The 15,032-nt window shown below is 29.0% G+C and carries 10 protein-coding genes; all 10 read left to right on the top strand.

The window, feature by feature from the left end:
• Window positions 1–117: 117 nt before the first annotated feature.
• The 10 genes from CLMAG_RS22290 (at window position 118) to gmd (ending at window position 15,024) form a co-directional block, all read left to right on the top strand.
• Window positions 118–1,956, top strand: a complete 1,839-nt coding sequence (locus CLMAG_RS22290; protein WP_082832040.1) for an O-antigen ligase family protein — start codon at window positions 118–120, stop codon at window positions 1,954–1,956.
• Window positions 1,957–2,143: 187 nt separating this feature from the next.
• Window positions 2,144–3,220 (top strand): mannose-1-phosphate guanylyltransferase, encoded by a 1,077-nt coding sequence (locus CLMAG_RS22295; protein WP_066627728.1) that lies wholly within the window; start codon window positions 2,144–2,146, stop codon window positions 3,218–3,220.
• 72 nt (window positions 3,221–3,292) lie between these two features.
• A complete protein-coding gene (locus CLMAG_RS22300; RefSeq protein WP_066627731.1) occupies window positions 3,293–4,093 on the top strand; it encodes an ABC transporter permease in 801 nt (266 codons plus the stop codon).
• A 20-nt stretch (window positions 4,094–4,113) separates the two neighbouring features.
• Complete coding sequence (locus CLMAG_RS22305) at window positions 4,114–5,466, top strand: ABC transporter ATP-binding protein (protein ID WP_066627733.1); 1,353 nt, start codon at window positions 4,114–4,116, stop codon at window positions 5,464–5,466.
• A 24-nt stretch (window positions 5,467–5,490) separates the two neighbouring features.
• Window positions 5,491–7,716 (top strand): polysaccharide pyruvyl transferase family protein, encoded by a 2,226-nt coding sequence (locus CLMAG_RS22310; protein WP_066627739.1) that lies wholly within the window; start codon window positions 5,491–5,493, stop codon window positions 7,714–7,716.
• 18 nt (window positions 7,717–7,734) lie between these two features.
• Complete coding sequence (locus tag CLMAG_RS22315; protein ID WP_066627740.1) at window positions 7,735–9,531, top strand: glycosyltransferase; 1,797 nt, start codon at window positions 7,735–7,737, stop codon at window positions 9,529–9,531.
• Between the two features lie 98 nt (window positions 9,532–9,629).
• Entirely contained in the window at window positions 9,630–10,631 is a 1,002-nt protein-coding gene (locus tag CLMAG_RS22320) for a glycosyltransferase family 2 protein (RefSeq protein ID WP_066627742.1), read from the top strand.
• Window positions 10,632–10,684: 53 nt separating this feature from the next.
• On the top strand, window positions 10,685–12,997 hold the full coding sequence (locus CLMAG_RS22325) for a glycosyltransferase (protein ID WP_066627745.1): 2,313 nt from the start codon (window positions 10,685–10,687) through the stop codon (window positions 12,995–12,997).
• An 84-nt stretch (window positions 12,998–13,081) separates the two neighbouring features.
• A complete protein-coding gene (locus tag CLMAG_RS22330) occupies window positions 13,082–13,933 on the top strand; it encodes a glycosyltransferase family 2 protein (protein ID WP_066627748.1) in 852 nt (283 codons plus the stop codon).
• 11 nt (window positions 13,934–13,944) lie between these two features.
• Window positions 13,945–15,024 carry a GDP-mannose 4,6-dehydratase gene (gmd, locus tag CLMAG_RS22335; RefSeq protein WP_066627750.1) on the top strand — a complete coding sequence of 360 codons (1,080 nt, stop codon included), beginning with the start codon at window positions 13,945–13,947 and terminating at the stop codon, window positions 15,022–15,024.
• The last annotated feature ends 8 nt before the right edge of the window (window positions 15,025–15,032 follow it).

Below are 15,032 nucleotides of genomic sequence, written 5' to 3' on the forward strand. Positions count from 1 at the left end.
TTTCAGTATAATTTAGTTGAAATTATACTGAAAATGAACTATTATAAATGTGTGTGTAACAATTAGGTAAATAAAGCAAACTATAGTCAATTAAAATGGTTTAATGGGGGAAAAAAGATGTACGATGATTTGTATAAAGATATGTACGATATTGAGGACAATGAAAACTGGTATTCTATAATACCTCTCGCTTTTCTTGTTTCTATTGTACCGTTAATTGTATATGGAAAGATGATGGTGTTTACTGGTGACTACTACAAGTACTGGCAAGGTATTAAGAGTGGTATGGATTTCTTTTGTTATTATAAGTCTTTATGGATTTTAGTATCTACAGTGATAGCAGCTGTAGTCTTTGGTATAATGCTATTTAGTAAGAACATAAAAATACGCAAAACTAAAATATATATTCCTATAGTTATTTATTCAGTTTTTGTTATGCTATCAACTGTATTTTCAGATTTTAGCCAAATCGCAGTTTGGGGATTTGTAGAAAGATATGAAGGTATGATAGTGCTGCTTTGCTATATGACAATTTTATTTGTGTCAATAAACTTGGCTAGTAATAAATCAAGTATAAAAGTAATACTTATTGCATTAATATGTTCTGCGGTGATAATAGGAGTTATTGGTATATTGCAGTATTTTGGACATGATTTTTATAAATCTCTTACAGGAAAAAGGCTTATGCTACCAAAACAATATCAAAGCTTAGCAGCCAAAGTTAAGTTTCAGTTTGGGGACAAGATAATATACTCTTCGTTGTATCATTATAATTATGTTGGCAGTTACATGGCGATGCTTTTTCCGTTAACATTTACTATGTTTTTATTAATAAAAAATAAGTTTTATAAAATACTAATGGCTGTAGTTACTATAATTATGTTCTTGAACTTAATCCTGTGTCATTCACGTGCTGGTATAATAGGCGGCGGAGTTGCGATTATAGTTTTAGTTATAATGATGAGAAAATTCTTTGTTAGAAAATGGAAGATGACTATAGGGGCAGGATTAATAGCAGTTGTTGCTCTTGTTGGATTTAATGTATATTCTAAAGGAGCCTTAGCTAACAGAATAGGTTCATTATTTAGTGATGCACAGGATTTAGCAAGTTCAAAAGGAACTTCAGAAGAAGCTTTTAAAAATATTACACTACAAAATGATACAGTAAATATTATATTCTCAAACGAAACATTAAAGATAAAAAATATTTCAGATAATATAGTTTTTCAAGATAGTTCTGATAAAGAATTAAAAACTAATATTAATAAATCAAATGGAGAAATAACTTTTTTAGACAACAGTTACAAGGATTATAAAATAATTAAGATAGACAATTCTACAACTACAGATAAGAAATATAATTTAGAAGTTCATAAAAATAATTTAAAAATGAGATTTTTACTTTATAACGGCAAATTTGACTTTGTTAATTATAAAGGAGAGGTAGTAGAGCTAAAACCTGTTGAAAAGTGGGGGTTTGAGGGAAAAGAAAAGCTTGGATCTGCTAGAGGATATATCTGGTCAAGAAGCATTCCTTTGCTAAAACATACTTTAATTTTAGGATATGGTCCGGATACCTTTGCGGCTGTATTTCCTCAAGGAGATTATATAGGAAAGCTTATAGCTTATGATACAGACAATATGTTAGTAGATAAGGCACATAACTTGTATCTTGAAAATGCAATTAATATAGGAATGTTAGGTCTGGTGGCTTTTTTAGCAATTCTTATTATGTACCTTGGGTCATCTATTAAATTATACATAAAAAGAGAATTTGATGATTTCTATTCTGTAGTTGGACTAGCTATATTTACAGCTATTTGTGGGTATTTAGGAGCAGGATTCTTTAACGATAGTGTTGTATCTGTAGCACCAGTTTTTTGGGTGATGCTAGGAATTGGAATTAGCATTAACTATAAGTTAAAAGATAACAATAATAAAGTGGAAAAGGTATAGAAATATTATATAACTTTCATTAAATAATAATTATATTATTTAAAAGTGTAATAAGTTTAAATAGAAACTTGTTACACTTTTTGTAAGTTCCAATAACATGCAAAATATGATATAATGAACACGTCAAAAAAGGACCTTTTTAGCAGTTATAATATAATTTTATCGACATAAAGAGAGGATTGATTTTATGATACATGCAGTTATAATGGCAGGTGGAAAAGGAGAAAGATTCTGGCCGAAGAGCAGAAGAATGATGCCAAAACAATTACTTAGTTTGACGGATGATGGAAAAACAATGATACAACTTACAGTAGATAGATTGAAAAAGCTTTGCAGTAAAGAGAATACATACGTAGTAACCAATAATGATTATTGTGCTAAAATAAAGGAACAGTTACCGCAGATAGAGAAGGAAAATATAATAGTTGAACCATTTGGGAAAAATACAGCACCTTGTATTGGACTTGCAGCCATGAATATTGCTAAAAATGATCCTGAAGGTGTTATGATAGTACTACCTTCGGATCATTTAATTAAAAATAATATATTATTTTTAAACACGCTTAAAAGTGCAATAGAATTGGCTGAAAAAGGGGACAACATTGTCACGATAGGTATTACTCCATCTTATGCAGAAACCGGTTATGGATATATAAATTTTGAGGAAGAAACTGAAAAACTAGACTCATGTAACTTTTTCAAAGTAAAGAGATTTGTAGAAAAACCAGATAGGAAGAAGGCAGAGGAATATTTAGTTTCTGGTAATTATCTGTGGAATAGTGGAATGTTTGTATGGAAGGTATCTACAATATTAAAAAATTTTAAAATGCACATGCCAGAATTATACTCAGGACTAGTTAAAATATCTGAAACGATGAATTCAGATATAAATAAAACAGTAATATATGATGAGTATGAAAAGTTCGAAAGTATATCTATAGATTATGGTATAATGGAAAAGGCTAAAAATATATATACTATACCTGGAAACTTTGGTTGGGACGACGTGGGAAGTTGGACATCCCTTGAGCGAGTTCAAGTTTCAGATGAATTAGGTAATATTAAAAAAGGAAATGTCATAGATATAGACACCCAAGGATGTATTATACAGGGAAAAGACAAGCTTATAGCTACCGTTGGTGTTGAGAATATAGTTGTAGTTGATACCGATGATGCTACACTTATATGTGCAAAGGATAAGTGTCAGGATATAAAGGCATTATTGAATAAAATGAAAGAATTAAAAATGGAAGAGTATCTTTAAGATAAACTTTATAAATATGATTAAAATAATCGACAATTTTTAAAACAATTATAACCATATAAGAGGTGTTTTATGCAAGGATTATTAAAATTATTTACAGATGTAGTTGGAAGTAGAAGCTTAATATGGCAGCTTGCAAAGAATGATTTTAGAAGTAGATACTCAGGATCGTTTTTCGGAATATTTTGGGGGTTTGCGCAACCTATATTTACTGTACTATTATTCTGGTTTGTATTTCAAGTTGGATTTAGATCTGCGCCAGTAGAAAAAGTGCCATTTATATGCTGGATGACAGCGGGGTTAGTGCCCTGGTTTTATTTTCAAGATGCATGGGGAAATGCAAGTAATTGTTTTTTTGACTATAGCTTTCTAGTAAAAAAGGTTGTGTTTAAGACAAGTATATTGCCTTTAGTAAAAATTATATCATCTTTATTTGTACATAGTATATTACTATTATTATTGTTATTAATTTATTATATATATGGAATACATCCCAATGTTATTTTTTTGCAACTACTATATTATACTTTTTGCATTGTAGTGTTAGCTTTGGCTATTTCTTTTATAACATCAACAATTGCTCCATTTTTTAGAGATATAACTCAAATAGTAAATATAGTTCTTCAGTTTGGTATGTGGCTAACTCCTATAATGTGGAGTTATAAAATGATACCTAAAAATATGGAAGGTATATTTAGAATAAATCCTATGTATTATGTGGTGCAAGGATATAGAGATACTTTAATAAATGGAACATGGTTTTGGCAAAGACCAGTAGATGCATTCATATTTTGGGGGATTACCTTAACTTTATTTATTATAGGTGCTTCTCTATATAAGAAATTGAAACCTCATTTTGCTGATGTATTATAAATAAAGGGATGTGTAAATTTATGTTGGAAAATATATCAATAAAAGTAGAAAATTTGACAAAAACTTATAAATTATATGAAAGACCAATTGATAGACTTAAAGAGGCTATCAATCCTATGAAAAAAAAATACCATAAAGATTTTCATGCATTAAAGAATGTTTCTTTTGAAATAAAAAAAGGAGAGACTGTTGGTATAGTCGGTAAAAATGGATCTGGAAAGTCTACCATATTAAAAATAATTACTGGTATATTAACGCCGACTTCAGGTAAAGTTACTGTTAATGGTAAAATATCAGCACTATTAGAGCTAGGAGCGGGATTTAATCCAGAGTTCACTGGTATTGAAAATATATATTTAAATGGTACTATGATGGGGTTTTCTAGAAGTGAAATGGATAAAAAACTATCATCAATTATTGAGTTTGCAGATATAGGAGATTTTGTTAAACAGCCTGTAAAAACATATTCTAGTGGTATGTTTGTTCGGTTAGCCTTTGCAGTAGCTATAAATGTGGAGCCAGATATTCTCATAGTAGACGAAGCTTTAGCTGTAGGAGATGATATGTTTCAAAAGAAATGTTTTACTAAAATTGATGCATTAAAAAAATCAGGTAAAACAATTCTTTTTGTTTCTCATTCAGGTTCTTTGATTATAGAATTATGTGACAGAGCCATTATGTTAGATTCAGGAGAAAATATATTAGTAGGGAGGAGTAATAGAGTTGTAAATTTGTACCAAAAGTTGTTGTTTGCATCAAAAGATAAAGCACAAATGGTTAGAGAACAAATAAAGAAAATTTCATTAATTGAAACAAAAGTTAATGATGTAAGTAGTCCTAAGACTATAGAAATTAAAGAAAAGGAAACTGCGTGCGCAGAAAATGAAGAAGAATATTTCGATGAAAGCTTAATACCGAAAGATGCTGTATTTTATGAAAAAAGAGGTGCATCAATCTTTGATTGTAAAATCTTAAATTATAAAGGTGAAAGTGTTAATGTTTTAAGATTCGGAAAAAGATACACATTAAATTATAAAGTTGAATTCTTTACTAAATGCTATAATGTTAGATTTGGTATGCTAATAAAAACCAAGACAGGAATCGAGTTGAGCGGAGCAGCAACAGCAAATTCAGGTGAAGGCATTCCAAGTGTAAATGAAGGCTCAATAATAAATGTAGAATTTGAATTTACTCCCAAACTGACGTCAGGAGTATATTTTTTGCGATGTGGAGTAGTTGGAATTGAAAGTGATAGTGAAATATTTTTAGATAGACAGGTTGATTTTATTGCATTTAGAATGTTGCAAAGGACCCAATCATTAATGAATTCTCTTGTTGACTTAGACATAAATTCAAACATATATGAAGTATAATCTAATAGTTTAGGAGGTGTAATTGTGAAAGAGACAATTAATGAATGTACTGAAAAGTTATTTGCTGGATTAAAGAAAGCTTATAGTAATTTATTTAAAAATTCTAAACTTGAGATAGATACAAATAAAACAGACATTAGAGTAATTAATTTTCAGGTTAATAATTATTGCAATTCAAAATGTGTAATGTGTAATATATGGAGAGAAAAAGATTATAAATACATTGATAAAGACAAATTTGCAGAAGTTTTAAAAGATGATTTGTTTAAAAATGTAGAACATATAGGAATTACAGGAGGAGAACCTCTTTTAGTAAATAATATAGTTGATTACTTTAAAGTTGCTATAGAAAGTGTTGGCAGTTTAAAAGGGTTAAGTATTATTACTAACTCCTTATTATTAGAAAAAGCAAAAGTGGTAATCGAAGAACTTAACACATTGTCTATTAATAATGGTATATCATTTTCGGTCATGCTATCCTTAGATGGTCTTAATGAAGTACATGATAGAAATAGAGGTATTAATGGAAGCTTTGATAAAGTAATAGAGTTAGCCAATTGGCTAAAAGATAAAAATATACCCTTTACGACAGGTACTACTGTAACTAAAATCAATGTGTGGAATGTAGATAAACTTTTAATGTATTTTAAACAAATGAATATTACAGGAAGATTTAGAGTTGCAGAGTTTATAAATAGATTATGTAATGATAGAGAACATAACAGGGAAGTTATTAGGAACTTTGATAGAGATGAGATTTATCAGTTATTATTATTCTTTAGTAAACTAGAGTATAATTATGAAAATGATGAAGGTGTAAAGAACACTTATAGAAGTATAAGAAATATTTTACAGGGTGGCAATAGACTAATTGAGTGCCCTTATAAAAATCAAAAGGCTATAAACGTAGGTTGCCATGGAGATATAGCTTATTGTGCACCAAAGTCCCCTATTATAGGAAATTTATTGTCAGGTAAAGGTAGTAAAATTTATAATAAAAACTTACAACTTTTAAGTAAAGTAAAAAGTAATTATTGCAAAAATTGTATTCATGATTATCATGCAGAACCAACAGAAGAATTAACAAATCGAATACAAGTAGAACAGAAGTATAAAAAATTAATAAATGTAGATTTTTATAATGAGAATAAAAATACTCTAAAGTTTAATTTTATTAATGATCAAGTGGAAGATAAAACAATTTTTATAGTTGGATGGTATGGAACAGAAACTGTAGGAGATAAGGCAATATTAGGAGGAATTATAGACCATTATAAAAATAAGTATAAGGATATTAAAATATATGTAAGTTCTTTATATCCTTTTATTACTGAAAGAACATTATATGAATTAAATGTTGATGCAGTTGTTGTACCGGTTTATTGTGAGGAGTTTTATAAATATTCATCAATTTCATCTGAAGTAATCGTTGGTGGGGGGCCTTTAATGGAGTTAGAGGAACTTGCACTTATTGAATGGGCTTTTAAGCTTGCAAAGGATAACCATAACACCACTACAGTATATGGTTGTGGTATTGGTCCACTATATAGTGATAGTAAAATAGGGGCTGTAAAGGAAATATTAAAATTAGCAGATAACATATATCTAAGAGATGATAAGTCTATTGAATTTGCTAAAAGTTTAGGTTTTGATGATAAAAGTTTAAAAAACATAGGAGATCCTTCGATTAAATACATAAAGAAGGTATCTGAAGAAACTAAAGCAATGAAAGAAGATAAAAAACTATCCTGTTTCCTTAGAGAATTGACATTTGAATATAGAGGTAATATGGGATATGAAGAATTCATAAAGTTTAGAACAGCATTTGAAAAAGGATTAGCAGATAATATAATTTATCTATGTAAAAAAACAGGGTTAAAGCCTCATTTTTATTCTATGCATAATTTTGTAATTGGAAATGATGATAGGGATTTCAATTATCGTTTTACTAATGAATATTTCAAGGATCTAGATTTTTATGTTGAAGACAAATTGTCTTCAGTTGAGCAAATAATAAGCGAAATGAAATCTTCTGACATAAATTTAAGCATGAGATTTCATTCTGTAGTTTTTGCTGATACATTAGACACAAAATTTATAGCAGTTGATTACACTAGCGGAGGAAAAATTAATTCATATTTAACTGATAAAAACAAGTTAAATAGAATGGTAAACATGAGTAATTTAATAAATAAACATGACACCTTATACAATTATATAAAGCTAAATTATAATGGTTATTTAAAATAAAAATGAAGAGGTAATATTATGAAAATTGCACACTTTAATACCTATGATGGCGGTGGAGCTGGAATAGCAGCTAGAAGATTAAATAAGGGATTAAACATGATTGGTGAGCAGAGTAGATTATTTGTAAAGTATAAAAATAGTATTGATGAAAATGTAAATCAAATAATATCTAGTGATGTCCATAATAGATTTTTTGATAAATTGTCATCAAAGTACTTTCTGAATAATATAAAAGAAGGCAGTACAATTACATCAATCATGTACCCGAGTATTGGGTTTGAATTCTTGAACGCTATTGAGGAATTTGAAATTATTAATTTGCATTGGATTTCTACGTTTATATCTATAGAAGCAATTATGAAAATATATGCCATGGGTAAACCAATAGTATGGACTTTACATGATCAAAATCCTATGACAGGAGCTTGTCATTATACAAATGGATGCGATAAATTTAAGAAAGATTGTTCATTTTGCCCACAATTAGTTGAAGACAGATTTAATATAGCAAGAAAAATTTTAGAATGTAAAACTAATAATTTTCCTAAGGATATTACTATAGTAACTCCAAGCAAGTGGTTAGCTGAGTGTGCTAGAGAAAGTGCAGTTTTCAAAAATAATAGAATCGAAGTTATTAAAAATTCACTAGAGACTTATTTATATAAACCATATGATAAAATTGAAGCTAAAAGGAGTCTTGGGGTATCAGATAGCACAAAAGTAATATTATTTGGAGCTAATGATTTAACTGAGAAAAGAAAAGGATTTATAAATCTTTTAGAAGCTGCTAAAATTTTAAAAGGAATCAAGTATATAGAAAATTTAATTGATAGAAATGAATTGTGTATTCTTACATTTGGTCAAGGATCTCATTTGCTGGATACAATGAACTTACCATACAAATCTTTAGGATACGTAAATGATGATCAAAATTTATCAACTATATATTCCGCAGCAGACGTATTAGTACTACCATCTACTGAGGATAACTTACCGAATGTAATGTTAGAGAGTATGTCCTGTGGAACACCAGTTGTAAGTTTTGAAATAGGAGGCATGAAAGATGTTATAAAAAATGAATACAATGGCTATACATGTGGAATAAATAATGTACAAGCTCTAGCGGAGAATATTGTAAAATGCTTAAGTAAAGATGGTTCGATAAGTAACAATTGTAGAGAATATGCTATTAAAAATTTCAAACTCGAGAATCAAGCTAATAATTATAGAGAATTATATAAAGAATTAATTATTAATCACAATAACAAAAGTAGTAGTGCACAAGTTAATATACCATACATATTACCTGAAGCTTCCTCATTTATAAATCAATGTATTTGTGAATTAAGCGTAGATATAAATAACGAACTAAATGAACTAGAAAAGCGTTGTATTGAATTAAATAATGAAACTGAAGCACAGAAACAAAATAATGAGCTAATGAAGAATGCATTAAATCGAGATATAAATTCTATAACATTAGAAAGAAATAAGTTAAAACTAGAACAGGATTTGTTAGTATCAGAAAGGGATGCATTAAGGCAAGAGAAAGACTTAATAGAATCAGAGAATGATGTATTAAGGCAAGAGAAAGACTTAATAGAATCAGAGAATGATGCATTAAAGCAGGAGAAAGACTTAATAGAATCAGAAAGAGATGCACTAAAAACACAAATATGTAGTCTTCAAAACTCTAAGTCATGGACTATTACAAAACCATTTCGAGTTTCTAAAAGACTTATAAAGAAAACTATAAAGTTTTTATTGCCGTACGCGGTTATTAGATATTATCAATTAAAAAAATATGGTAAATAATAATTCATTATATAGAACTTAATGATAAAGTTATTGAACATCTTTATAAGATGTAGGAGAAACATTTCCAGCATTAGAGTATTTGGAGGGAGATAAATTTGAATCCATTAATATCAGTTATAATGCCTGTTTATAACGTTGAAAAATATATATGTAGATCTATTGAAAGTGTTATGACTCAAACATTAACCAATATTGAAATAATCATTGTTGACGATTGTGGAAATGATAGGTCAATACCAATGGTACAAGGTTATCTAAAAAAAGATAATAGAATTAGAATTATAAGACATGATATCAATCAAGGATTAGGGCAAGCAAGAAATACTGGCATAGAGAATTCAAAAGGTAAATATATATTTTTTTTAGATAGTGATGATTGGATAGAAAAAAATACATTAGAGATAATGTACAACATGTGCATAGAAACACAATCTCAAATTGTAGAGTGTGGGTCAAAGTTAGTATATGACAATGGAAATACTAATAGCTTTTTATCTAATAATTTAGGTACAAAGGATAGATGTGAAGCACTAGCTTTAATGTCTGAACATAAAATTGGTTTTATGGCATGGGACAAGTTGTATGATGCTGAATTTATAAAAAGCAAGAATTTAAAGTTTCCTAAAATACTTCATGAAGACATAAATTTTGCTATACAATGTGCTTATTATGCAAATAAAATAGTTGTAATTCCAAATGAATTATATAATTATTATCAAAGAGATAACTCCATCTCAAACACAACTATAACATCAAAGCATTTGGATTCTTATTTTGAAGTAATAAATAACTTAAGTACTTTTGCTAAGGAAGTGGATTTGTATTCACAAAACCCTGAGATTATAGAAAAATTATTTAATAGTATTACAAATTGGTTACTGGATAACCTTTTGAAATTTTATTCAGGAGAAGGAAATTCTATAGAAAAGAAACAAAATGTTATTAAATCCTTAAGCAAATACTCAAATAATGAATTCTTTGTGAATAGTATGTTAAACTTTTTATTAAACAATATTATTTATGAGAAAAGTAAATTGAATAAAAAAAATGTGAAGAATACATTAAAAACTTTATTTCGTAGGTTTGTAAAAATATAATCATGCTATAGAATTAATATTATATAGAAAGTTTAAGCAATGAGGTAATAATTATGAAAATTGCATTTATTGATCATTCGTTTCATATGAAGACACTTTCTTCAAATTTTTTTGTAGAAATTTTAAAGAATAAAGGGATTAATGTAGAGTGTTTGTGGGATGACTCATGGAGAGGTGGAAAACCAGTAGTACTAGATGATATTGTTGATAAATATGATGCTTTTATTTTTTGGCAGCAATCTGCATTTTCATCAAAGCCATTGTATAAGTACAATTCAAATATTACATTTATACCAATGTTAGATAACTTTGGGTCAGATAAAGAATTGCAACATAGTAGGAATTTTTGGAAGGATTATGCTGGAACGAAAACGCTATGTTTTTCAAAGGCTTTAGATAATGCATGCTTGTCTCATGGTTTAGCTAGCAAGCATGTAATGTACTATCCTGATCCTAAGGATTATGTAGTAAATAATTGCTTTGATGATATTAGGGGGTTTTTTTGGGAAAGGACGCCTGACCAAATAAGTTGGGATGTAATAAAAAATTACATTATTAAAGAGGATTTTAAGTCCATCCATATACATGCTGCTTGTGACCCAGGAAGTAAAGGTAAGGTAATAAGTAAGAAAGATATATTGGATTATAACATAACTACTTCAAAATGGTTTGAAAGTAGGAAAGAATATAATGAATTATTACGTCAATACCAAGTTTACTTTGCTCCAAGAAAATCCGAAGGTATCGGATTATCTTACTTGGAAGCAATGGCTATGGGAAAGTGTATAGTAGCACCTAATTATGGTACTATGAATGATTATATATTAAATGGTATAAATGGAGTTTTATACGAGTTAAATGTTAAGGAAAAAATAGATTTCAGCCAAAGTAGGGTAACTGAAATATGTAAGATGGCAAGGGAATCTGTTGAAATAGGATTTAAGAACTGGAAATCAAAAGAAGATGAGATAATTGACTTTATTGTTTCAAAGCCTAAGGATATATATAAAGGATACTATGGGGTTCATATAAATTTTGAGAACTTGAACAAAGAGTTGTCTGGAAATAATAATGACGGTGTTGGCGTTTCAAATTTGCAAGACGATATTTTATTGAAAGTTAAAAAGCGTATACACGCTAGTAAACTTAAGCCATTGATATATCCAATAGTAAAAAAATTAAGAAAAATAAAGAACAGTAACCTTGAAGGTAGTGAGTCAAATAAAGCAAAAGAAATAAAGGAAGTATTATTAAAGGAACCTAGATTAGAAACATCAACAGTGTGCTCCAAGCGCTTAAGAGCAGATGATAGTGAAGGTGAGATTTTAAAAGAAGGCGGATTAAGGCTGAAAGGAATCTATAAAAATTCGAAAGAAGGCAAGCCGTTAGTTACTATAATTACAGTTGTCTATAATTGTGTTGAAAAAATAGAAAGAGCAATTCAGTCAGTTATTAATCAAACATATGATAATATTGAATATATAATTGTTGATGGTGGGAGTACAGATGGGACATTAGAAAAAATAAGCAAGTATGAAGACAAAATTGATTATTATTTATCACAGAGTGATAAGGGCATATATGATGCAATGAACAAGGGACTATCACTATCTGTTGGCGATTACATTGGTATAGTGAATGCAGATGACAAGTTTTATGATAATTCTATTGAGATATGTGTAAACAAGATATTAGAAGAAGATGCTGATTATTGCGCTGGAGAAGATTATTGTGTGGATGAAAACGGAAATTTTATAGGAATATTTAAGGTTGCATTTCTAGATGAGAGATCTCTTGTGGCTCAACATCCTTGTAACCACGGTTCTATGCTTATTGGTAAACATGTGTATGATAAGGTAGGCGGCTACGATCTAAAATATAAAATAGGTGCAGATTATAAACTTCAACTTCATATAGTAACAGACAAGAATTTTAGGGGATGTGCGATTTATAGTCCTGTACATTATTTTGAGATGGCAGGGGTATCCAGCCAGCAAAGAAGTAAGGCACTTGAGGATGTACAAAATATTATCTTGGAGTTTTTGCCTAATGTTGAAAAAAGATGCATATATTCTTTAGTTTACTTTATGCATGAAAATCATTGGAACGAAAATATATGTAGTGACTTAGAAAATTTAATTGAAAGTCAGGTATTTAATGAAAAACAAGTAAAATTCTTATTGCATAAAATGAGAGAAAAAGGTTATATGGGTAAGTGTATGGAGACTGTCAGTGAATCTTTTAATGAAAAAATTGATTATAAAAGATATATTGAATCATTAAGTTTAAAAAAGATAATAAAATATTTAGCTCCTTATGGGGTAGTTAATATGTATAAAAATTACAAATATAAAGATAAAAGTTAGCTATTTAAAAATGAAATTATTTATAGAAGTTATCCTAAAGAGATAACAAGTAATTAAATTTCATAGAAAATCAAGGTGTATAAAATGAAAATATCGATAATAACTCCTTCATATAATCAAGGAAAATATATTGAAGAAACTATTAAGAGTGTTAATATCCAAAACTATAAAGATATTGAACATATCGTGGTTGATGGCAAATCATCAGATAATACAATAGAAATATTAGAAAGATATGAAAAAAATATAAAGTATGTTTCGGAGAAAGATACTGGACAAGCTAATGCCGTTAATAAGGGAATTAAAATGGCTAGTGGTGATATAATTGGGTGGTTAAATTCTGATGATTTATATATGCCAAATACAATATCAAAAGTTATGGAATATTTTAAAAAAAATCCAAAATGTGACATATTATATGCCAATGCCCATTTCGTCGATGTAAATGGTACTATTATAGGGAAATATCCTACTGAAAGATTCGATTACAAGAGGCTTGCTGATAGATGCTATATTTGCCAGCCATCGGTTTTTTTTAGAAAAAAAGCAATAGAGGATATTGGATATTTAGATGAATCTCTTCACTTATGCTTAGACTATGAATTATGGATGAGAATAGGAAAGAAATATAGATTTTATTATATAGACGATTATTTATCCTGTTCAAGAATGTATCAAGAGAATAAGACTTTGAGCAGAAGCGATGAAATGTATGAAGAGGCACATTCTATATTAAAGAAGTACTATGGGTATGTCCCTTTAAGCTGGGTAAAGGCTAAAATTTTTAATGATAATCCAAGTTATAATAATACCAAAATAATATATGAGTCATTAAAATGTTTTATTAAGAATAATTACTGTAGACCTGATATAATTATAAATGATTTTGTAAAAGCATTAATTTTACAAATACAAGGTAAAGTACGATGGAGATAGGAGGAACTAAAGTGAAAAAAGCATTAATAACAGGAATAACAGGGCAAGATGGTTCATATCTTGCTGAACTATTAATTGAAAAGGGTTATGAGGTACATGGAATTATTAGAAGAAGTTCTTCATTTAATACTGGCAGAATAGAACATCTTTACATAGATGAATTAATTGATGACATGCATAAAGAAAGAAAAATATATCTTCATTATGGCGATATGACAGATTCAGCAAACGTAATATCACTTATACAAAAAATTCAACCTGATGAAATTTATAATTTAGCAGCTCAGTCTCATGTTAAGGTATCTTTTGAAACACCTGAGTATACCGCTAATACAGATGGGATAGGTACATTGCGTATACTTGAAGCTGTACGTCTTTTAGGGTTAACAGATAAGACTCGTATTTACCAAGCATCAACCTCTGAACTTTATGGTAAAGTTCAAGAAGTACCTCAGAAAGAAACAACTCCATTTTATCCAAGAAGTCCATATGGCGTGGCAAAAATGTATGGCTTTTGGATTGTGAAGAATTATAGGGAGTCTTATGATATGTTTGCAGTAAATGGTATTCTTTTTAATCACGAGTCACCAAGAAGAGGGGAAACTTTTGTAACTAGAAAAATTACACTAGCAGCAGCAAGAATTGCACAAGGAACGCAGCAAAAGCTTTATCTTGGGAATCTTAATGCACAACGTGACTGGGGACACGCGAGGGATTACGTTGAATGCATGTGGTTAATGTTACAGAATAAAACACCAGAAGATTTTGTTATTGCTACAGGTGAAATGCATACAGTAAGAGAATTTTGTGATCTTGCATTTAAAGAAGTTGGAATCGAACTAGAGTGGATAGGAAATGGAATAGAAGAAAAAGGGGTAAATAAAAGAACAGGAAAAGTTATTATAGAAGTAGATCCTAAATATTTTAGACCTGCTGAAGTAGAACAATTATTAGGTGATCCTACTAAAGCAAAAGAAATGTTAGGTTGGAATCCTACACAGACAAGCTTTGAAAATCTAGTAAAAGAAATGGTACAGTCAGATATGGATTTAGTAGAAAAAGAAGAAAGAATTAGAAAAGTATTTGACTAATCTTTTAT

The organism is Clostridium magnum DSM 2767 (assembly GCF_001623875.1).
Classification (GTDB): domain Bacteria; phylum Bacillota; class Clostridia; order Clostridiales; family Clostridiaceae; genus Clostridium_AM; species Clostridium_AM magnum.